Genomic DNA, 23,862 nt, shown 5'->3' with positions numbered 1-23,862 from the left:
TGCTTTATTTTTTTCTGGTTAATACTTTAGGATATTTTGTCGAAGTATTATGACAACAATTTACAATCTCTTTATTGGTTCTTAATACATAAATTCTAGAATTAATGCGGGAGGACAATCCCGATAAAAGATAGGGGGAGCTATATGAAGCGTTCATATCGAATGGCTGCTGGTCTCAGCGCATGTTTGCTGCTCATGCAGACAGTTGTACCTGCATCCATTCCAGTCGTAAATGCAGAGGAAAAGCTTCGGGAAGACAAGGTTTCTATTACAGAAGTCTATGGCAGCGAGAAACAAGGTGCTGATGGTTTATCTTTTATTGAAATACATAATGGAACAGAGGAAGCGAAATCCTGGAAGGACATCGGAATCACATACAAAACTGACCAGGAAGAAAAGCTTGTAATCCAAGAGCAAGAGGAGCAAATCCCAGCAGGCGGATATGCAGTGCTTGCTTTGAACAATGAGACCACAGTAGAAACTTTTAATAGTCATTTCGGAACTGAATTGACAGATGCAGCATTCACCAACGTAACAGAACCTTACATATTCCAAGATGATGAACAACAGCTTTCCATCACTGATACAACGACTGAGCAGACCTCCGTTTCTGTTTTCCACTTCCAAGACGTGGAACAGGCAGAAAGTATCCACTTTGCAAATGATCAAAAAACACCAACCATTCTGGCAGCGCCGTCACCAGGGTCCGAAAAGATAGAGCAAGCTGAACAAGAGAAATCAGCGGAAGACTCGCAGCAGGAGACCCCAGGGGACGATGTGAAGGAAGCACCTGCTGTAGACGAACAAGAGTCGGATTCAGCGTCTGAGTCAGAGACAGAAAATCAGGGCCAAGAAGAACAAGCTGATGTTGCAGACGAGGAGCAGCCAGTTGAAGAGAATAAAGAGCAGTCCGAAAAAAGTGAACAGGAAAAAACAGCAGAAACAGATGAGCCAGCCCAAGAGGAACAACTTGAGCAGCCTGCACTCGTTCACGAAGCAATCACCAATGCGGAAGGCAGCGAGGACCTTACCATCTCTGCATCTATAGAAAACGGAAAAGCAGAATCCGCCGTTTTCACATACGTTACTGCTCCTGGTATGAGCGAACAAAAGGTGGACATGACAGACAAAGGTGATGGCAATTGGGAAGCTGTCGTTCCAAAAGAAGTGCTATGGAGCCCGTCTTTCCAATACAGCATTGATGTGTTTAGCGGAGATACGCAGCTGCGTTTTCCTGATAATGGGCTTCAAAGTATACAGGTAGCAATTACCGAGCCTGATCCGCAGACACAGCCGCCGGTCCTTATCACGGAAATAGTTCCAGATAGTGATAATATCAGCGGTGCTGACGCGTATGAGTTCATCGAAGTTTATAACAACTCTGATCAATCGATGGATTTAAAGGATTACAAACTTTCCTATCAATATCCTGATGGAAGACAGACAGATTGGGATATCGATCGATCTGTTACGTTGGAGCCTATGGGGAAGGCTGTAATTTGGATCAAGAATGGTGCGAACCAATCGCTTGAGCTAGCTGATTTTAACAGCCATTATCAGACTGACTTGACAGAAGACCAAGTAATTGAAATCAGCAATGACGGTATGGCAAATGGATCAGCCCGTACGATTGCATTCCAGACTGACAGCGGTGCTCAGCTTGCTGCAGCAAGCTACAATGACTCAGAAGGAATCGATGATACGTATCCAAATCAAGGAATTACGTACAAAGCTTCTGGTACCGCACAGATGACGAAGGTAGGACTGCAGCTGAAAGCTTCTCCTGGCGCTTTGATTGATGGACAAGTTCCAGCAGAAACCGTTAAGGTCGAAAAAGACGAAACTGCTCCGGAAATTAGTCATGAGCCAGTGAAAACAGTCACCATTCCTGCTCCTCTTCAAATTGAAGCTGCAATAAAAGATGAGAATTTCATTCAGCATGTGACGCTTTATATTAAGAAAGAGGGCACAGATGAATTCGAGCAATACAGCATGCAGCACACAGGAGAATTGTATAAAGCTGAGATTCCTACTGCTGAGCTGGAAGCTGGGACGCTTGAATATTATATTGAAACTTCCGATGGGTTCAACAGTTCCAAAACAGAGACTTTTAAAGTGGAAGTTAAACAGCCGGATACCGATTTTTCTGCGCTTCCATCTCTACTAGTGACAGAATTGGTCCCTGACTCTTCTAATGTGAATGGGGCAGACGGATATGAATTCATCGAGATTTACAACAATACGTCAGCTCCGGTCGACATGCAGGATTATGATTTGACGTACATGTATCCAGATACGAGGGTGACCAATTGGAAGCCGGACGAAAGTCCAATCATCCAGCCGGGAGAGGCTGCTGTATTCTGGATTATCAATGGCTCCAATAATGATTTGACTGCTGAGGATTTCAATAAAAATTACAGTACGAATCTAACCCTTGGTGAAAACTTGTTCAAAATACAGTCAGGTGGGATGGCCAACGGCGACCAGCGAGGAGTCGGGGTTGCCACGAAAGCTGGCAGTGCAATTACAATGGCGACTTATAATGAGGTATCGGGCGTCAAAGATACGGTTGCTAATATGGGAATCAACTTTAAATATCCGCTTGATGGCTCGACGAGTATGTTGAAGCTGAATGCTGGTACAATCCTTGGTACTCCTGGAAGTGTCACGACTGATCAAGTTCCAGGCGAACCTGTTCAAGTGGAAGATGATAGCGTGGCACCGGAAGTGAAGGATCTGACGGATAAAGATATCGTTAATCAAACGGAAGATCTGCAGATTACTGTTGAAGCTTCTGATGATAAAGGTGTCAAACGCGTATCCGTATTCTATCGTACAGATGGCACCAGTGACTTTAAACGAGTTGATCTAACTAAAAATGAACAGACAGGCTACTACCATCATACGGTTTATACTCCAGAGCTGATTGCAAAGGACTATGTGGAATATTACGCAGCTGCTACAGATGGCTTCAATGAAACGAAAACAGAAACAAAACGAGTAAGTATTGAACGCGATCAGAAAGAGTCCAGTCCTCGGTTGAATGTGAAAGATGGACAGCTGATTTCTGGAACATATAAGCTAAAAGCGACTTCTGATACGACAGATCAAGAAACTTCATTACTGATTGACGGAAAAGAAGTCAAGCAGACAGACAAAGCATTGGAAACAGAAGCTTATTTCGCGTTTGATGTGAATGGAATCAATACGTATTTCCAAAATGCAGTTGTACAGGATGGGGAAGTGCTGCGTATATTCGATGACTGGATCGATACGTACACGACTATTACTGTTCCAGTTGACCCGGATACGTTGAAGGAAGGACAGAATACAATCAGTATCCATGCCGGAAACAAAGCTTCTCCGTTCCAGTTGGAATCACCGGAAAACCGAGATGACTTTGATGCGAAGAATGTTCGGCTTGTTTTAGGAGATGGTACTGTCTTGTATGATCCGGCGTTTGCTGATCCAAATCAAGTAATTGATATTGGAGATAACGGTAATTATCGTCCAGTTCAAGACTTTACTTTCACTATCCAGCCGGAGAAATTCCGGGCAAATGCATATGACTGGGATACGACGGAAACAGCAGATGGTACACACACGATTGAAGCTAAGGATGAAGAAGCATCAGACAAAGTCTCCGTAACAGTCGACAATACTGTTCCTGTCCTTGAAACATCAATGGAAGATGGAAAATCATACAAAGGTCCATTCACGATTGAGGCAAGTGCAGAAGATGCTTTAAGCGGTCTTGATAGCCTTACGGCAGAACTGGATGGAGAAGAAATTCAGCTTCCTTATGAGACTTCTTCTGCAGCCTTATCTGCCGGTGATCATCGACTTGTGCTGCGAGCGGCGGATAAAGCCGGAAATGAAGAAGTTCGTACAATTAACTTCTCCACCCCTGAAGAGCAGCCTGTTGCTCCAGAATTGATCAAGCCGGAAGATGAAGCGGGTAATGTCGGGAAGAATCCAGAGCTTGAAGTGAAAGTAACAGATCCTACGGGAGATGATATGGACGTTACTTTCTATCAAGGACATAAATATAAAGTCAGCCAAGATAGTGAAATTAAAGCTTACAAGAATGCAGCTGATTATGAGCCGCCGTCCGACTATGCACCAGAAGGGGAAGAAGCATTCAGCAACGAAGATATTGATAAGGTTGCGGATGTAGATGACAAGTATTTGATTAACGACAGCGAAACGCAGTTCCCTTACCATCGATTTGAGGTTCCTGTTTCCAAGGATGTTGACGATAAGAATATCGTCGAAGTCAATTGGAGTGGTAATTCCCTGCCAGGACGAAAGGTTTCCATGTATGCGTGGAATCATCAAGAAGAAGATTGGCAGCTAATCGATTACAAGGTAGCAGGAGATGAAGACTTTGATTTGCAAGGTTCTGTAAATGTTGATGAGTTTGTAAAAGACTACAAGATCAATGTTCTCATTCAGGATGAGATTGCAATCGAGGATGAAGATTATGATTATTCCTTCGTCTGGATGTCTGATACACAGTATTATTCTGAGAGTTACCCGCATATCTACGATAAACAAGTGAATTGGATAGCGGAAAACAAGGATAAACTCAACATTGATTATGTATTCCATACAGGTGATTTGGTGAACTTCTCAGACCAGGAATACCAATGGGAAGTCGCAGATAAAGCGATGCAGGTGCTAGATGATGCAGGCGTGCCTTACGGTGTATTGGCCGGTAACCATGATGTGGAGCAAAAGAGTAATGACTATACAGATTATTACCGTTATTTCGGAGAGGATCGTTTCAAAGATAAACCTTGGTATGGCGGTTCTTATAAGAATAACAGAGGACATTATGATTTGATTTCCTCTAACGGCAATGACTATATTATGGTCTATCTTGGCTGGGGCATCGATGATGAAGGTATTGCATGGGCAGATGAGGTTCTAAAAGCACATCCGGATCGGAAGGCGATTCTGAACTTCCATGAGTATCTGCTGTCATCCGGAAACCGTCATCCAGTGGGTGAAAAGCTATATCAGGAGCTTGTACTGGATAATGAAAATGTGTTCGCTGTCCTATGCGGTCACTATCATGCTGCAGATATGCTTGTCGATGAAATCGACGACGATGGCGATGGCGTAACCGATCGTAAAGTCTATCAAATGCTTGCCGATTACCAGGCAGGTCCTGAGGGCGGACAAGGCTATATGCGTATCTTGCTCTTTGATGCCGAGACAGATCAAATAAAAGTAAAAACGTATTCTCCATATATGGATGATTACAACTATTATGATGAAGAAGAATTCCCGGGAACAGATGAGTTCTCTATTGGGCTTGAATTGGATGCTCAAAAGAAACGTGTTGCCACTAACTATGTGGAAGTGAATGTTTTCGGTACAAAGGAAATCGGTAAGAAAGAAGATGTTAAAAGTGGAGAAACTGCTTCTGTGACATGGGAAGGATTGACCTCTGACCATGAATATGGCTGGTATGCTGTCGCAGAGGATGACCATGGCGGCAAGACGAAATCCGGTCTATGGACATTCACTACGGGCGGGGGAGCTCCCGCCCCTGGAGACAATGGCAACGAACCGCCTGCTGAAGATCCGTCAGGAAATGATGGGGCCGGCGACGGGCAAGAAGACCCGATAATCGATGGAGGAGAGAATCCACCGGCTGATCCAGGAGAGAAACCTGACGGTAACAATCAAGATGGAAATACGAATATTCCAGTGAATCAAACACAACCATCTGGTGACAATACAGCGAAGACTGTATCGCATGTACCTGGGGATTCTAAAAAATCGACACCATTCGGCGGAATCCTCCCTGATACAGCAAGTCAGCTATTCAATTACCTGTTGGCTGGCGCTGCACTGCTGGTGTTAGGTGGGGTGTTGTATTGGTTTAATAAAAGAAGAACAGCGGACAAATAAAGATGGAGGATAATTGGAAAATAACTTTCCGATTATCCTTTTTTTAACTTAAAAAAGCAATGATTTTTTCTTGCTGAAACAAAAATGTAAAAACGCTTTCAAAATGTTGATATTTATGAAGTGGTATTATATAAACCCTTATATATCAATGAAGAAAGCGTTTTAAAAAATTTCTTGTTTTAGTTGTAAGTTTTGTCTCGTTACGGTATATTGGGAATGTGAAAACGTATTAAGCCACTTAAAATAATTTCCAATTTCTAAGCCTTTACTATTTTAAAAAAAGTTACTTCTATTGGGGGGAACAGTCGTGGGACAAAAGGAATCTAGCGAAAGATTCTGGGAGAACTTCCATGGACCGAATATGGGTTATGTGGAAGAGCAATACGACAAATACAGGCAAGATCCGGAATCAGTGGAAGCATCATTAAAGGAACTATTCGATACGCATGGAGAGCCAAGGGTGATGCAGCGTCGAGGGGAAGACGCTCCATCAACAGGAATGTCCGAAGCATCCATTAAGAAAATCACGGCAGCGATTCAGCTTGTAGAAGCAATTCGCCGCTATGGACATTTAGAAGCAGATATTTATCCAGTAGGCAAAGAGCATGCGGAAACTATGGTGCTGACCAAAATGGAAGATTATCAGCTGACTGAATCTGACTTGCGGGATATACCGGCAAGCTTTGTATGGGGAGACGCTCCGAAGAATGTACATACGGCCCTGGATGCCGTGCAGCTATTGAAGGAAAGGTATGCAGGCACTACTTCCTTCGAGTATGATCATGTCGGCAATCATGAAGAGCGAAAATGGCTACAAGACCAAATTGAGACTGCATCCTATATTCCTGGGTGGAGTGAATCTGATAAAAAGGAAATTTTGAAACGGCTTACAGATGTAGAAGGCTTTGAATCATTCTTAGCTCGTACTTTCGTCGGTCAGAAGCGTTTCTCCATCGAAGGTCTTGAAGCGATGGTTCCGATGCTGGATTCTATCATTAAAGAAGCGTGTCTCGCTGATACAGATGAAGTGATGCTTGGTATGGCACATAGAGGAAGGCTATCCGTACTGGCACATGTATTAGGCAAGCCTTTCGATCTTATCTTCTCTGAATTCAATCATACGGGTGAGAAAGAATTGCTTCCTTCAGAAGGATCAGGTGGGCTGCATGGCGGCTGGACTGGTGATGTGAAGTACCATTTCGGAGCTGTAGCAGAACATCATGAAGGGCAAGAAAAGCATACAACCATCACATTGGCTAACAACCCGTCCCACTTGGAATTTGTGAATCCGATTGTAGAAGGATTTACAAGAGCGGCGCAGGATAATACCTCACATGCAGGGTATCCGGATCAAGACCCATCAAAAGCGCTTAGTATCCTCATCCATGGAGATGCTGCTTTTATCGGAGAAGGAGTTGTAGCTGAAACGCTTAACCTAGGTGATTTACCGGGTTATTCGACTGCTGGCTCAGTGCATATTATTGCAAACAACCAGGTCGGCTTTACAACGAATCGCCGGGATGGACGTTCTACTCGATACGCAAGTGATTTAGCAAAAGGTTTCGAAATTCCAATTGTTCATGTAAACGCTGACGACCCACTTGCATGTGTGGCAGCAGCATTGCTTGCTTTCCGTTACCGCCAGCGTTTCCATAAGAGTATCCTGATTGATCTTGTCGGCTACCGCCGATATGGACATAACGAGATGGATGAACCGCGTTCGACACAGCCGATCCTGTATCAAGATATCGATGCACATGATACGGTAGCGAAAATCTTCTCTGCGAAACTGGAAGAAGAAAAAGTTATCACAGGACAAGAAGGCTACGATTCTCTTAGTGCGCAAGTCGGTGAACATCTGAAGGATATCTTCCAAAATATGAAGGAAGAAGATGCGAAGGAGAAGCTGCCGAAGCCAGAACCGGAAGCTTTGAAATGTGATCTGCCCAATATCAAAACTAGTGTCCCAGCAGATACACTGTTCTCCCTTAATAGACAGCTTCAAAAAAGGCCGGAAGGATTCCAAGTCTTTAAAAAGTTAATCAAGATTATTTCGAAGCGGCACCAGGCTTTTGAAGAAGAAGGCAAAGCAGACTGGGCTGTCGGTGAGATTTTGGCTTATGCTAGCATCTTGCAGGACGGCACGCCAATACGTCTGACGGGTCAGGATTCAGAACGAGGCACATTTGCCCATCGACATGCCGTGCTGCATGATGTCGAAACAGACGCGACATATTCACCGCTGCATGGGTTAGATGAAGCAAAATCATTTGCTCTTCATAATAGTCCGCTATCAGAAGCGGGTGTTATCGGCTTTGAGTATGGCTATAGCGTACACAATCCAAATGCTTTCGTACTTTGGGAAGCGCAATTCGGTGACTTTGCTAATACAGGACAGGTTCTTTTCGATCAGTTTATTGCAGCTGGTCGTGCAAAATGGGGCGAAAAGTCCAATATGGCTATGTTGCTGCCGCATGGATACGAAGGGCAAGGTCCGGAGCATTCAAGCGGCCGGGTGGAAAGATTCCTTCAGCTTGCAGCAGAGAATAATTTGATTATCGCAAATGTAACAAGTTCCGCCCAGCTGTTTCACCTGCTTCGCAGACAAGCAAAACTTGGGGGAAGGGAAGAGGCAAGGCCTCTTGTACTCATGACGCCGAAAAGCTTGATGCGGAGTGCTCGTCTGGCAAGTAAGCTGGAAGAATTCACAGAAGGAAGCTTTTCGTCCTTGCGTGTTCAGCCTAACAACGAGGCGACATCTGAAACAGCTAAAACACTCGTATTAGGAAGCGGAAAAGTGATGGTGGACCTGGAAGAAGCAATGGAAAAAGAAGCGGGTGCATTTGAAGAACTCCATATCGTCCGTCTGGAGCAGCTTTATCCATTCCCTGCCCAAAAAATCAAACAAATCCTAGAAGATTACCCTTCTATCAGTGAAGTAAGATGGGTGCAGGAAGAACCACGTAATATGGGAGCCTGGACATTCGTCCGTGACAGAATTGAAGCAATCCTTTCAGAAGATCAGACGCTTGAGTATATCGGCCGTCCGGATCGCGCTTCACCTGCAGTAGGAAAGCCTGCTGTCCATAAAACAGAACAAAAGCAGATCATCAATCAAGCCTTAAAGCTGTCCAAGGGAGGAGTTAGCGTATGAAGGAACTAAAAGTACCAGAGCTGGCAGAATCAATTACAGAGGGAACAATCTCCGAGTGGTTAGTCAATCCAGGTGACCATGTTGAGAAGGGGGATCCTGTTCTTGAATTGGAAACAGATAAGGTAAATGTGGAAGTCAATGCTGAATATAGCGGTGTGGTGAAGGAACTGCTAAAGGAAGCTGGAGATGATGTAGAAGTAGGCGATATCATTGCGACAGTTGACGAGAATGGAGAAGCTGGCGGTGAAGCGGACACTTCTGCAGCAGAAGAGACGAAAGCAGAAGCGGCAGCTGTAGCAGAAGCACCGGCTGAAGAGAAGAAGGAAGAGACCAAAGTAGAAGCAGCAGAACCTGCTGCGGCTAATAAAAATACGCTAGCAACTCCGGCAGCTCGTAAACGTGCTCGTGAGTTAGGTATCAGCCTGGATGAGATCTCAGCACGTGACCCATTTGGAAGAGTTCGGCCAGAAGATGTCGAGGAAGCAGCGAAACCGAAAGCAAAGCCTGCCAAGCAGGCCAAAGATGATAAATCGAAGCAATCTGCAAAGACAGAGTTTGAAAAACCAGTCGAGCGTGTAAAAATGACTCGCCGCCGTCAAACGATTGCGAACAGGCTCGTGGAAGCACAGCACACGTCCGCAATGCTCACCACTTTCAATGAAGTCGATATGACAGCAGTCATGCAGCTACGCAGTGAACGGAAAGATAAATTCCTTGAAAAACATGATGTGAAGCTTGGATTTATGTCCTTCTTCACGAAAGCAGTTGTAGGTGCATTGAAGGAGTTCCCTTACATCAATGCAGAGATTCAGGATAATGAAATTGTTCTGAAGAAATTCTATGATGTTGGAATCGCTGTATCTACCGACGATGGACTAGTTGTTCCAGTCGTCCGAGACGCTGATCGACTTGACTTTGCAGGCATTGAAAGTGAGATTTCCCGATTAGGCAAAAAGGCTCGTAACAAAGAGCTTAGCTTGGATGAATTGAACGGTGGTTCATTCACGATTACAAATGGCGGTATCTTCGGTTCACTCGTTTCCACACCGATTCTGAACACACCGCAAGTTGGTATCCTGGGAATGCATACAATCCAGAAACGTCCGATTGCCATGCCGGATGATACAATTCAAATTCGTCCGATGATGTACCTTGCATTGTCTTACGATCACCGTATTGTAGATGGAAAAGATGCGGTCCAGTTCCTTGTACGTATCAAGCAATTGCTTGAAGATCCGTACGATTTACTATTAGAAGGTTAAATCTATACGAAGAACCGCCCTCTGTAAAAATGAGGGTGGTTTTTTTGTGTGCTCAATTTCCTACATATCTTTCCTGTACCTGCACAAACTAACGGAAATGAAACTGGAAAGGTGCGTCGCCATGGGTTTTTTCAAACAGAAAAAGAACCAGCCGGTACAGGAAAAAGTTATTCGGGAAGACAAGATGCCACCGCATCAATCCACAGCATCACTGGAGAAGAATATTCAATATATGAAAGAGGAATTACGAAATTCGACAGATCTTAAGATTCGTCTGCTTCCAGGGAATAAACAGGCACTGGTCTATTTGGATGATATTACGGATCCAGATAAAATGCAGCGTTATATATTCGAGCCGCTGCTCAAGACGGACGGTGATATAAAGAAGATAAAAGATCGGGAAGAAAATGATGATCTTAATAAAGCAGTGTCTTCCCTGCTTGCAGGCAAGGCTGTCTATATGATTGAAGGGAATGCCACTTTCTACCTCTTTAATGTTCAGCAGAATGTGACCCGGGCGATCACGGAACCTGTGAATGAAAAAGTTATCAAAGGATCGCATGATGGATTCAATGAGGATATCAAGCAGAATATCAACCTTATTCGGCGCCGTATCCAGCATCGCAGTCTTACGATAAAGAAGCTGACAGTTGGTGATTATACAGAGTCTGAAATTGCTTTAGTTTATGTGGAGGGTATAGTCAATCCAGGTGTAGTGAAGGAACTGGAAAAAAGGGTGAAAAATATCAGCAATGATTCCTTATTAAGCGCAGGAGCGTTCAGTGAATACATCGAGGATCGCACTTATAGTATCTTCCCGCAGTTCTTGAGTACGGAAAGACCGGATAAAACTGTTTCGCAGCTTATGGAGGGGAGGATTGCTATTTTATTCGCGAACAATCCTACTTGTTTGATTGCACCGGTTACATTTTATGCTTTCTATCAATCGCCGGATGATTATAACACTCGCTGGCTCGTGGCAACTTATCTTCGATTTATTCGTCTGTTCAGTTTTATTCTGGCTATCACGCTGCCATCCTTTTATATTGCAGTAGTCGGCTTTCACTTCGAAGTGATTCCGGAAGCACTTATTTCTCCTGTATTAGGGTCTATTCGGGATATTGCTTACCCGCCTATTGTAGAAGCAATTCTCATGGTTATTGTCATAGAGCTAATTCGGGAATCTGGTATCCGGCTACCGTCTCCAATCGGTTCAACAATTGGTATTGTCGGAGGTCTTGTTATCGGGGATGCGATAGTGACAGCTGGATTGGTCTCTAATTTGATGGTAATCGTTATTGCCCTCACATCACTCGCATCATTTGTTGTGCCATCGAATGAAATGAGCGATTCGTTGCGGATATTGACTTTCCCACTGATTATCCTTAGCTCAGTACTTGGCTTCATCGGTATTGCTTTCGGTTTACTGATGGTTTTGATTCATCTGTGCCGGGTGGAATCTTTGGGTCTTAGTTACTTTACACCAATCCAATTCCGGGATTTAAAAGATACCATAATACGGGTACCGCAATTTCTAATGAAGCGCCGGCCAGAGCAATTAGCATCACCGCGCCCATATAAGTCAAATGAACTGAGTGATGAAAATGACTAAAAGTGACACGAAGCAGAAAATCACCCTATCTCAGCTTGCTTATATCTTTATCCAGAGTCAAATCGGTGTGGATATCCTGAATCTCCCGACAGTGCTCCATAGAGAAGTGGGTGCAGATGGTTGGATTTCGTTGCTTATCGGCGGTGTGATTTCTATTTTCTTTGTACTGATGATAGTGCATATTAGCAGATGCTTTCCTGGAGAAGGTCTATTCGATATCATGAAAAGTATTTTTGGTAAGACGTTGGGAAGTGTTGCGGGGTTTGGCTATTATGTTTATTTTCTTGTTGTTGCGATCTACCTTCTTACATCCTTCGGCGAATTAATTAACGAATGGCTGCTTCCAGAGACACCGATTCTTGTGTTATACGCATTAATGCTCATTTGTGCAGTCTACACCATTTCGGGGGGGCTGACACTAATAGCTAAGGTGTTCACCTTTTTCGCAGTCATCTTGTTCCTTATTTCCGTTTTATTCCTTTTTGGATTTGTAGATGCGAAGTTCATTTATATGCTTCCGATAGGTCAGGCATCCTTTTCCGATTATATAGAAGGAATACGGGTCACTCTCTATTCGCTTAGCAGTTATGTCTTGCTATTGTTATTTCTGCCTTATGCTCAAGGCTCCTATAAAAAGCAAACACGGACGTTGGTCGGTGCCAACTTAATCGTTATCTTCTTCTATCTATATACAGTTATTGTTTCTTTTGCTCATTTCGGATCTGATCAGATCGATCATGTGTCCCAGCCCGTTCTATATATGCTACGCACTGCTGATTCTGTCATTATCACGAGGATTGATATATTTGTCCTTTCGTTGTGGACGGTTTTTGCCATGACGGCTTTCGCTGCGTACTTGTATGGTGCAGAAAGGGCTTTTGCTAAGATCCCGAAATCTAAGAAAAAGATGCTGAATGTGTATACGGCTGCCATTATCGTGCTCGCTGTTTCTTATTGGAGTGGACTTAATGAGAAAAATTTCAGAGTGATTATTGATTTCCAAGATAAGATAACGGAATACTTCACTGTACTTATTCCGATTCTATTATTCCTGCTATCTTTTCTGCGCAGAAAAGATAAGAAAAAGGAGGCAGTACAATGAAAAAGCTGATTATCATATTGATAAGCTGCATACTGCTTTTGTCTGGCTGCTGGGATACCCGGGAATTTAAGGAAGTGAAGCTTGGCATTACGGCAGCCTATGATATGACAGAAGATGGTGTCTATAAAAACACGATTCTCATCCCGAATGTACAAAATAGTGCGCAGGGACCTGGGAAAGAATCAACACAATTTCTTACAGCTACCGGAAATACGCCTTCTGAAGCACGCACGAATATTGATAGACGGCTATCGTCCACCTATAGTCCGGCGCAACTCGATGTCCTTTTATTCGGATCGAATCTTGCCAAACAGGATATTTATCCGTATGTCGATGCTTATTACCGTGATCCTAGGATGCATCTTGATGTCGTCCCGGCGGTAGTGAAGGGCAGTGCGGAACAAGCGCTGAAAGTAGTCCCAAAATCAGAGTTACGTCCGAGTGAATATATAGAAGGCATACTTGACTCTGAAGTAGATACTACAAACTCATTTGAGAGCAGTTTGCAAGCAATTGGATCAGAGCTATATGAAGAGGGGGAAGACTTTGCTTTGCCTCTATTGCAGGTTGGAGATGGCGGGAAGACAGTATCTTATGACGGGTTAGCATTATTTCATAAATCAAGTTATACGGGGAAGGATATTGCATTCGAACATACCACTCTGTTCCTGTTGATGAAGAAACAAAAAGGGAAGGTAGCCAGAATCACTGCTAAGATATTTGATGGGAAGAACCCGGAACCAGTTAACTATACGACGATTAATATAGAAGACTTTTCCAGCAAAATTAAGTCCCGACCAGATAAACAGAACAAAGTCAGGACTGATATCAAATTGGATTTAACGGTAATGATCCAAGAATACCCACAAGACCACCTCTCATTGAATGAATTGCCTAAAGTTAAGAAAAAACTGGAGCAGGCATTGACCGACCAGGCCAATGAGACAATCAGCACAATTCAAGAAGCAAATAGCGACGTATTCGGAATCGGTCGAAGTATCTATGGACATTATCCTTCCTATTGGAAAAAACTCGATTGGGAAAAGGATTTTAAAGAGATTGAAATAGTACCTCATATCAATGTAAACATCCGTTCGCGTGGAATTTTCAGATAATTTAACACTTTTCTATAGTTTGTTTAATCAATACCAGCACTCCCGCATAAGATAGACTAATTATCTTAAGGAGGCTGGCGAATGAGTGATTCCAATCATTTTGCAGTGTCAGAAGAAGACTGGTCCCTCCATCGAAAAGGATATGATGATCAAAAGCGGCATCAGGAGAAGGTCCAGGAAGTATTGAAGAACAAGCTGCCCGATTTGATCACAGAAGAAAATATTATCATGTCTAATGGAAAAGATCTGATCAAAATACCGATTAGATCATTGGATGAATACAAAATCCGCTATAGCCAAGACAAGAATAAACATGCCGGCCAAGGAAAAGGCGGCAGTAAAGTAGGAGATGTGCTGGGGCGTGCTGGCGGTCAGCAGAAGGCACCTGGAAAAGGGCAAGGGGAAGCTGGAGATCATCCTGGTCAAGACTACTATGAAGCGGAAGTATCTTTTGAAGAACTGGAAGAGAATTTTTACAGTCAGCTGGAGCTGCCGAATCTGGAGCAAAAAGATGAACAACAAATGATTGTAACGGATATTGCGTTCCATGACATCCGTAAAACAGGACTTGTCGGTAATATCGACAAAAAACGAACAATGCTGGAGGCGTTCAAACGAAATGCTTTAAGTGGCACTGCCGCATTCGCTCCGATTTATCCGGAAGATGTACGTTACAAAACATGGGACGCGATTGAAAAACCGGATTCAAAGGCTGTCGTACTTGCTATGCTTGACACGAGCGGCAGTATGGGGAATTGGGAGAAATATGTGGCAAGAAGCTTCTTCTTTTGGATGACGAGATTCTTGCGAACGAAATACGAAACAGTCGAAATTGAGTTTATTGCCCATCATACAGAAGCAAATGTTGTCGATGAAGAGTCCTTTTTCTCAAAAGGAGAAAGCGGCGGTACAATCTGTTCCTCAGCTTACAGGAAAGCATTGCAGTTAATAGATGAGAAGTATCCACCATCGGCTTATAATATTTACCCGTTCCATTTTTCAGATGGCGACAACCTTACTTCTGATAATAGTCGCTGCATTGGTTTAATCAACCAGCTTATCGAGAAATCAAGTATGTTCGGCTACGGAGAGGTCAACCAGTATAACCGTCATTCTACATTGATGCAGATTTTCCGTAAGATGGATCATCCGAAATTCCGTTATTACGTACTGCGAAAGAAAACCGATGTCTTCTATGCAATGCATCGCTTCTTCTCGAACGAAGAAGCAGAAGTTCCCGTCTGAACAGCAGTGTTTTCACTGCTGTTTTTTCTGTTTTTTTGGAAAGAATAGGCTTGAAAAAGCATATATTAGTCATATGCCAAAAAGCCCTTTCTTTTTTTTGTGATATACTTTAGGATAGAGAAGGCGATAAAATGTTTCGTTTATATTACAAATAAATTACAGATATATTAAATAGAGAAGTGCTTTAATGGGAAAGGGAAGGATTTACAACATGAAGGAAAAACGGATTCTATTTACGGGGGGCGGCACTGCCGGCCATGTAATCGTGAACGTGGCCTTGATTCCTGTATTCAGGCAGGAAGGATGGAAGATCGATTACATTGGTTCAAAAAATGGAATAGAGCGTGACCTGATTGAACCGATGGAAGGCGTGACCTATCATAGTATCTCAACAGGAAAACTGAGAAGGTACATGTCTAAAGAGAATTTCAAAGATCCTTTCAAAGTAATGAAAGGTACGATGCAGGCGTATCGAATCATGGGTAAAGTGAAGCCACATGTGATTTTCTCCAAAGGTGGATTTGTTTCGGTGCCGGTGTTGTTTGCATCTTGGCTCCGTCATATTCCAGCTGTCATTCATGAATCAGATATCACACCGGGACTTGCGAATAAGCTTGCAATGCCATTCGCAAAGAAGATCGTGACGACATTTGCAGAAACGGTATCACATGTTTCTGCCAAGAAAGCAGAATGGGTTGGAGCAGTTGTACGGGATGAGCTAATTCAAGGTAATCGCCGGGTCGGTTTGGAGCAACTCGGTTTTGCTCCTGAAAAAGCTGTGCTGTTTATCATGGGAGGAAGCGGTGGCTCCCAATTGATAAACGAAGCTGTTCGTTCCAGCTTGGATACACTTCTAAAAGAATTCCAAATAGTTCATATCTGCGGAAAAAATCAAATGGATGATACAATCAAGCGAGATGGATACGTACAATTTGAATATGTGAACGAAGGACTGAACGATTTGTTTGCAGCTTCTGATTTTGTCTTGTCACGAGCAGGTTCAAATGCGATTTTTGAATTTTTGGCTCTGCGCAAGCCGATGCTGCTGGTTCCGTTATCTCGTAAAGCCAGCCGAGGCGATCAACTGCTTAATGCAAGCTCCTTCAAGAAACAAGGCTATGCCGATGTACTGGAAGAAGAAGATCTGACAAGTGCTACCTTAATTCAGCATTTACAGGATCTCAAGGAACATAAAAACGAAATTCTACGAAACATGAGTCATTATGAAAGCCAAGAAGCGAAACAACGTGTAATTGAAATCATAAAAGAACATTCAAAAAAAACCAACTGACAAATTGTCAGTTGGTTTTTTCGTATCCGTTACGGATGACAGTCAGTTCACCAGTTGCAGGATCAATTACGAGCGCATGCACTGGAACCTGTTTTGGAAGCAATGGATGATTAGCAATCAAGGTAGCACTGCTTTCTACTGACTCTTCCACGCTATTGAACCCATCGAACCATGTATTTGCAATATCTTCGCTAGATGATTGACGCAAATACGTCTCAACATCTCCACCTTGTTTGCTGATTTGTTGCAGCATGTCAGAGCCGTGCAGATGATGCATACCGCAGTCTTTGTGACCTATTACGAAGACTTCTTCGCCCTTTAAGGCATGAATGGCTACTAAAATGCTTTTCATGGCACTGTCAGAAGTGTCAACGAGCATTGCGCCAGCATTCTGAATGATTTTTGCATCTCCATTCTTCAAATTAACTGCTTTTGGCAGCAATTCAAGCAAGCGGGCATCCATACAAGTTAGAATGACAGCTTTCTTGGAAGGAAACTTGTCTGTTTCATACTGTGCATATGCTTTGTCTTCTACGAATTTTTGGTTATGAACCAAGATGTCATCTAATAACATAGATCGTGACACTCCTTTTTTAGTTATCTTCTTTAGTTTACCATATCAGGACAAATGTTTACATATTGCTTATTGATCAAATTATTTGAAAATTACATTGACCTTTTTGAACCGGTATGTATATACTTATTATGCATAAAATAACAATTGAAAGGAGGAACTCACAATGAATAACCGGAAAATAGTTTTTTTCAGCCAATTTCATAATGGGCAGCTCCTCCTTTGTTCGGAATCTTTACAAGGATAAATTATCTGGACGGAGTCTGCCGCATATCGCTTGCTGCTTACTTCTAAGAACGTGTACGTCTGCGGGCGTGCGCGTTTTTTTTATGCGCAAATTCAAGGGATAGTTGATACAAGCCGGAGTTCCCTTTCGGCTTTTTATCATAACTAGAAAACAAGGAGGAAAGGTTATGCTGAACGTTCAGACGAAACAATGGGGAGAAGATTGGAATGATGATGGCTAGCTGAACGGCTGAGACAAATTCGAGAGAGAAGGTTGGGGAAAGTATGTTTGATGTATTGAAGAAGTTAGATTGGTTTTTCCTGAAATATTGGAAGCGATACACGGTTGCAATTATCGCACTTATTATAGCAAGCTTGATCGGGTTAATTCCGCCGATGCTGATCGGCCAGACCATTGATGAGATTAATTATAACTCGCTTACGTCGGAGAGGCTTTGGCAAGTCATCGGTCTGTTTGCGGTGCTGATCGTCTTACACTACGTCATTTCTTATGTATGGGATTACACACTGTTCAGTGGTTCCGCAATTCTTGAGAGATTGATGCGTTCCAAGCTGATGGGGCATTTCTTCCGTATGACGCCTACGTTCTTTGACAAGAAAAAAGTAGGTGATTTGATGGCCCAAGGAACGAATGACTTAAGGGCCATTTACATGACAAGCGGTTTCGGAGTGCTGACATTGGTTGACTCGAGCATTTTCATGCTGATGATTATCGGAATCATGGGTTTTTCAATCAGCTGGGAACTGACATTAGTCGCTCTTATCCCGATGCCTATCATGGCTATTGTAATGCATAAATACGGTGAAGCAATCAATGAGCGCTTCACAGAAGCTCAGGAAGCTTTCGGGAACCTGAATAACGACGTATTGGAATCAATTCGCGGCATTCGTGTCACCCGAGCGTTCGTTCAAGAAAAACAAGATGAGCAGCGATTCCAGGCTATGACGGAGGATGTCTATCAAAAGAATATAAAGGTTGCCAAGATTGATGCATTGTTCGAACCTACAATGAAAATTCTTGTCGGGCTTTCCTATACGATTGGTATTGGTTATGGCGCCTTGCTTGTCTTTCGAAATGAGATCACGCTAGGAAATTTAGTGTCATTCAATATGTATCTCGGCATGCTGATTTGGCCGATGTTTGCAGTTGGTGAACTGATCAATGTCCTGCAGCGGGGGAATGCCTCCTTGGATCGTGTCAATACGACACTCGATTATCCTGCCGATGTAACAGATCCTGGAAGGCCCGCTGACAAGGAAAAGCCAGGGGATATCATGTTCGATTCTGTGAGCTTCCGCTATCCAGGGAATGATACAGAACGTCTTCATAACATCACCTTGGAAATCAAGCAAGGAACAACACTTGGTGTTGTTGGAAAGACTGGTGCCGGAAAGTCGACGCTATTCAAGCAGTTACTTCGGCAATATCCCCCAGGAGAAGGCCGATTGCTCCTTGGAGGTATTCCAATCGAGCAGTTTACATTGGAAAAGACACGCAGTTGGATTGGTTATGTGCCGCAGGAACAGATTCTCTTCTCTAAGTCGATTAGGGAGAACATCCAATATGGCAAACATGATGCAACCGATGAAGAGATATTCCGCGTAATGGAACTAGCACACTTTCTTACAGATATTCAGAGCTTGCCAGAAGGACTGGATACAAAAGTGGGCGAGAGCGGCGTAACGCTTTCTGGAGGCCAGAAGCAGCGCGTAGCTCTGGCACGTGCCTTTGTAAAAAATCCGGAGGTATTGATCCTGGATGATTCGATGAGTGCCGTCGACGGTAAGACTGAAGCGAATATTATCGAACATTTGAAAACAGAGCGCCAGGATAAAACAACAATCATTGCAGCTCACCGTCTTTCAGCTGTTAAGCACGCGGAACAGATCATCGTGCTGGATGCCGGCGGGATTAAAGAACAGGGTACACATGAAGAACTTTTAGCCGCAAACGGCTGGTATGCAAGTCAGTATTACTTGCAACAGCTAGAGGATAAGGAGGTTATCTCCTCATGAAGAAAAACACGACGGAACGAAGACTGTTCCGATACGCTTTAAGCAATAAAAAAACCATCAATATCGGTCTTGTCTGTCTGCTGATCGCAGTAGTATTGGAGCTGGCAGGTCCTTTAATTGCCGCTAGAATTATCGATCATCACATCCTTGGTATCGAAGCTACTTGGTACGAGGTCGAAGGTAAAACAGATAAAACAGTAGATTATGAAGGAAAGACCTATGTACGGTCTGATGAAATACAAACGAAAGAAGATGCAGTTGGAGAAGCAACGATATTGCAGATTGGCAGGCATTTTTATTTTACGGATGCGGTTTTGCCTTTGGATGGTTCCAGAACGTTTGGGGACGGAATTATCACGGTTGACAGTCCTGGAGGGATAGAAGAAGCGGAAGGTACAAGACTTTCAGCAAGTGAACTGTATGAATTTTTCAGTCCGCAGTTCCAGCCGATAATCATCCTTTTGATTATCTATGCAGCGCTTCTGTTTATCGCAGCTATATTCCAGTTTTGGAAGACATTCCTGCTACAACAGGCATCCAATAAAATTGTCCGCACGATGCGGAATGACATTTTTGCCCACACACAGCGCGTTCCGATCAATTATTATGTGGATCGGCCAGCCGGTACAATCGTAGCTCGCATCACCAATGATACGGAGGCAATCCGTGATTTATATGAAAGGGTACTAGCAACCTTTGTAACGAGTTTCGTGTACATGGCCGGAATTTTCGTAGCGATGTTCTTCTTGAATGCTCGGCTTGCTGCTATCTGCTTGCTCGTAATTCCTATTTTCTGGGCTTGGATGAAAGTTTATAAGTATTTCGGTACCAAATATAATAAAGTTGTCCGAAAAACAGTAAGTGAGATTAACGGCAGTATCAATGAATCAATCCAGGGCATGCCGATTATTCAGGCGTTCAACCGCGAAAAAGAGACAAAAGCGGAATTCGAAGTGCTGAATACGCGAAACTTCACATATCAGCGTAAGCTGATGAAGCTTAGCGCTTTAACCTCGCATAACTTAGTGACGGTTCTTCGTAATTTAGCTTTTGTTGCATTCATCTGGTATTTCGGCGGCGCTGCTGTAACTGGTGGCTCAATCGTTACCGTCGGTGTACTATATGCTTTTGTTGATTACTTGAACCGCTTATTTAATCCTGTTACAGATGCTGTGAACCAGCTGCCGCTACTGGAGCAGGCACGTGTTGCTGCTTCCCGGGTGTTCCAGCTGCTTGATCAGCCGGGTGAAGATGTGGATTCAGGAGCTAGACGGGAGAAGAACCGCGGAGAGATAGCTTTCGAAAATGTAAGCTTCGCTTATAATGACAAAGATTATGTCCTTAAAGATCTTAGCTTTAAGGTAAAAAGTGGCCAGACGGCAGCCTTTGTTGGTCATACTGGTTCTGGAAAAAGTTCAATTATGAATTTACTATTCCGGTTTTATGATCATCAGAAAGGTAAAATAACGATTGATGGTATCGATACAAAAGAAATGTCACGTCAGCAGGTTCGCAGCAGTATGGGTATCGTACTACAGGATCCGTTCCTTTTCACAGGCACTATTTTGACGAATGTGACGATGAACAATCCGGGTATTTCTCGGGAAATGGCTATCCAGGCATTGCAAGCTGTAGGAGCGGATCAATTCATCTCCAAGCTTCCAAAGCAATATGATGAACCAGTCAAGGAAGGCGGATCCACGCTTTCCATGGGAGAGCGCCAGCTAGTCTCATTTGCGAGAGCATTGGCTTTCAATCCTTCTATTTTAATCCTGGATGAAGCAACAGCCAATATAGATACGGAAACTGAAGCTATTATCCAACGAGCTTTGGATGTATTGAAACAGGGCAGGACAACATTGGTTATTGCACATCGGCTTTCGACGATTATGCATGCCGACCAGATTTTAGTCCTGGATCATGGGAAGATATTGGAACAAGGCAATCATATGTCCCTATTGGAGAAACAGGGACAATATTATCAGATGTACTTGATGCAGCAAAGTGGCATCAAACGTTCTGCCGGTTAATAAAAAGCCGTCCTGATTTATACAGGACGGCTTTTTTATGGGGGTCATTGTTGCAGAGATTTAATTTTTTTGTAATTATTTTGAGAAGCGGCTTTCACTCTAAGTGTTGTATGATAGGCATATTGGTTAAGTATTGGAGTAAGTCATATGTCATATATAAAAAATACGAATGAATTTATACGAAATTTACAATTGAATTTAGCTTGTTACACCCGAAAATTACAATTATGTTACGAAAAATATAGAAGGCTGGAGGTGATAGGTCTTGTATCTACGCCAGTCTAATGATCCTAACCGCGGAAAATTAGAAGAACAGATCAAAAAAGTGCAGGCCGGAAATACCGAGATGCAGAATGAACTGATTGAGAGTTATCAGCCTTTCATAGCAAAATCTGTTTCCGAGGTTTGCCGCAGATTTATTGATCCTTCAAAGGATGAAGAATTCAGTATTGGCCTTTCTGCTTTCAATGAAGCGATGCTGGCCTATGCAGATGACAAAGGGAGCTCTTTCCTTTCATTTGCAAAGCTTGTGATCAAACGTAAGACGATCGATTATATCAGACGTGAACGGATCCGCCTTCCTGCTGCTTCGCTGGATGAGCTGTATGAAGATGACAGCGAGAATCCGCGGGAAGCTGAAGCTGCGCAGACAGCTTATAATCAGGAAACAGAAGCGTGGTATCGTCGTGCTGAAATCGAGGAGTACGATAAGAAACTGAAGGAATATAAGCTTTCCTTTCAGGAGCTGATCCAAGTTGCGCCAAAGCATCGTGATGCAAGGGAATCGGCAATCGAAGCAGCCAAGATTCTTCATAAGGATTATGAGCTGCGGGATTATGTGATAAGAAAAAAGAAAATCCCGATTAAGCAGCTTGTCGAAAAGGTAACAGTAAGCAAGAAGACGTTAGAAAGGAACAGGAAGTATATTCTCGCTATTTTCATTATACTGAGTGAGGATTATATCTACCTGAAGGACTACATGAAGGGGGTGAGTTAGTGAAGAGAGGAGTCGTCGTGAAGCAAAGCCGCCGGAGCACGATTGTACTGACCAGTGAAGGCACATTCCTGGAAATCAGTGCACAAGGGCAGGCAGAGATCGGGCAAGAAGTCGAATTCAGTGCACAGGAACTGGTTCGGAGAACAAGAATCACGCATTGGACACCTTCCATGAAGAATTTCATGCGGGTTGCCGTATTAGTGCTTGTATTTGTTCTGGCATTGTTTCCGGTTTATTCCTGGTTTAATGGCAACAAGGCATACGCTTATGTCAGTTTGGATTTTAATCCGAGTATTGAATTAAAAGTGAATAATCGTATGGATGTCGTATCTGTGGCAGCTTTGAACGAAGATGCGAAAACGGTCCTCGCTAATCTGGATGATTGGCAGGATGAGGATGTTAAGACAGTCGCGGCTAGTATTTTGCGAATATCGAGTGACTTAGGTCTTTTGGCTGACTCGGAAAGTATTATAATTGGTGTGAATTATATTGATACCAAGCAAGAAGACAAGCAGCTGACAAATATTTTGGAGGGGTCAATCAACGGATTTAACAACACATTACATATTGCTTCCTATCAAGTACCTGATAAGGTACGCGAAACAGCACAGGACGAGCAAAAATCCATGAATGAAATCATGGCTGAGTCCATACTTGAAGGAAATGCATCCAAGTCTGTACCTGCTCTTACACAATCAGATTCAGCTATTATTAAAGATTTTTATAAAGATGATGTGGAGGAAGAAGGAGCAGAAGCGGAAGAGACTTCCCTTCAAACCAATGAGGATCCAGAGCCTGTGTATGCTGTTACAAACTCCGCAGAAAAGAGAGAGAAAGCGGATCAACAAGCAGATATAGTGAAAACAGAGGCGGAACAGGCAGAAGCCAAACCGCTTAAAGCACCAGTTGAACAGAAGAAGAAAGAAAAAGCTGTGCGTTCAAGAGAATCAATGAAAGAAGATAAAGAAAAAGCAAAAGAAGCAGAAAAACAAAGCAAAGATGAAAAAAAGCGAGCAAAAGAAGCTGAAAAGCAGTTGAGAGAAGCTCAGAAGGAATCTAGAGAAAAAGAAAAGCAACAGGCAAAAGATGAGTCGAAGAAACAAAAAGAAAATCAATCAAATCATCATGATAATAAAAGCAGGGACCACGAAGAAAATAAACATTCTTCTGAGAGAGAGCAAGGAAATAAAAAAGATAATGACTATAAAAGGGATTATCGGGATGATATGTACGATGAAAGACATAGAGAAAATAACGACCACTAAGCATTTTTAGATTCGAAGTAGGTATTCCGAG

The 23,862-nt window shown here is 43.1% G+C and carries 13 protein-coding genes; 12 read left to right on the top strand and 1 reads right to left on the bottom strand.

Translation table 11 applies throughout. The features are described from left to right. The first annotated feature begins 144 nt into the window (after window positions 1–144). The 8 genes from CHH48_RS13020 to CHH48_RS12985 all read left to right on the top strand — a co-directional run bounded on the left by CHH48_RS13020 (window position 145) and on the right by CHH48_RS12985 (window position 16,703). A complete protein-coding gene (locus CHH48_RS13020) occupies window positions 145–5,922 on the top strand; it encodes a lamin tail domain-containing protein (protein WP_095219574.1) in 5,778 nt (1,925 codons plus the stop codon). A 307-nt stretch (window positions 5,923–6,229) separates the two neighbouring features. Beyond that, window positions 6,230–9,076 (top strand): 2-oxoglutarate dehydrogenase E1 component, encoded by a 2,847-nt coding sequence (locus CHH48_RS13015; RefSeq protein WP_095219573.1) that lies wholly within the window; start codon window positions 6,230–6,232, stop codon window positions 9,074–9,076. Further along, window positions 9,073–10,338, top strand: coding sequence for a 2-oxoglutarate dehydrogenase complex dihydrolipoyllysine-residue succinyltransferase (odhB, locus tag CHH48_RS13010; RefSeq protein ID WP_095219572.1), 1,266 nt, complete (start codon window positions 9,073–9,075; stop codon window positions 10,336–10,338). Before CHH48_RS13015 ends, odhB begins: the two co-directional genes overlap by 4 nt. A 121-nt stretch (window positions 10,339–10,459) precedes the next feature. Then, complete coding sequence (locus tag CHH48_RS13005) at window positions 10,460–11,950, top strand: spore germination protein (RefSeq protein ID WP_175074394.1); 1,491 nt, start codon at window positions 10,460–10,462, stop codon at window positions 11,948–11,950. Next, window positions 11,943–13,052: a GerAB/ArcD/ProY family transporter gene (locus tag CHH48_RS13000; protein WP_176466439.1), complete on the top strand. Its 1,110-nt coding sequence runs from the start codon at window positions 11,943–11,945 to the stop codon at window positions 13,050–13,052. The genes CHH48_RS13005 and CHH48_RS13000 overlap by 8 nt, the downstream gene beginning before the upstream one ends. Next, on the top strand, window positions 13,049–14,167 hold the full coding sequence (locus CHH48_RS12995) for a Ger(x)C family spore germination protein (protein ID WP_095219569.1): 1,119 nt from the start codon (window positions 13,049–13,051) through the stop codon (window positions 14,165–14,167). The genes CHH48_RS13000 and CHH48_RS12995 overlap by 4 nt, the downstream gene beginning before the upstream one ends. Window positions 14,168–14,248: 81 nt before the next feature. Further along, window positions 14,249–15,412, top strand: a complete 1,164-nt coding sequence (yhbH, locus tag CHH48_RS12990) for a sporulation protein YhbH (protein WP_095219568.1) — start codon at window positions 14,249–14,251, stop codon at window positions 15,410–15,412. Between the two features lie 211 nt (window positions 15,413–15,623). Beyond that, a complete protein-coding gene (locus tag CHH48_RS12985; protein WP_095219622.1) occupies window positions 15,624–16,703 on the top strand; it encodes an undecaprenyldiphospho-muramoylpentapeptide beta-N-acetylglucosaminyltransferase in 1,080 nt (359 codons plus the stop codon). A 7-nt stretch (window positions 16,704–16,710) separates the two neighbouring features. Here CHH48_RS12985 and CHH48_RS12980 read toward each other — a convergent pair whose 3' ends face one another. Continuing rightward, window positions 16,711–17,277, bottom strand: a complete 567-nt coding sequence (locus CHH48_RS12980) for a beta-class carbonic anhydrase (RefSeq protein WP_095219567.1) — start codon at window positions 17,275–17,277, stop codon at window positions 16,711–16,713. Window positions 17,278–17,787: 510 nt separating this feature from the next. Here CHH48_RS12980 and CHH48_RS12975 point away from each other — a divergent pair. The 4 genes from CHH48_RS12975 (at window position 17,788) to CHH48_RS12960 (ending at window position 23,831) form a co-directional block, all read left to right on the top strand. Next, window positions 17,788–19,539 (top strand): ABC transporter ATP-binding protein, encoded by a 1,752-nt coding sequence (locus CHH48_RS12975; RefSeq protein ID WP_095219566.1) that lies wholly within the window; start codon window positions 17,788–17,790, stop codon window positions 19,537–19,539. Beyond that, on the top strand, window positions 19,536–21,569 hold the full coding sequence (locus CHH48_RS12970) for an ABC transporter ATP-binding protein (protein ID WP_095219565.1): 2,034 nt from the start codon (window positions 19,536–19,538) through the stop codon (window positions 21,567–21,569). Before CHH48_RS12975 ends, CHH48_RS12970 begins: the two co-directional genes overlap by 4 nt. Before the next feature lie 265 nt (window positions 21,570–21,834). Beyond that, complete coding sequence (sigI, locus tag CHH48_RS12965) at window positions 21,835–22,566, top strand: RNA polymerase sigma-I factor (protein WP_245840379.1); 732 nt, start codon at window positions 21,835–21,837, stop codon at window positions 22,564–22,566. Continuing rightward, entirely contained in the window at window positions 22,566–23,831 is a 1,266-nt protein-coding gene (locus CHH48_RS12960; RefSeq protein ID WP_095219564.1) for an anti-sigma factor domain-containing protein, read from the top strand. The genes sigI and CHH48_RS12960 overlap by 1 nt, the downstream gene beginning before the upstream one ends. Window positions 23,832–23,862 lie beyond the last annotated feature (31 nt).

This window comes from Terribacillus saccharophilus (genome assembly GCF_002272075.1).
Classification (GTDB): Bacteria; Bacillota; Bacilli; order Bacillales; family Amphibacillaceae; genus Terribacillus; species Terribacillus saccharophilus_A.
This window is presented reverse-complemented; position numbering and strand designations above follow the sequence as displayed.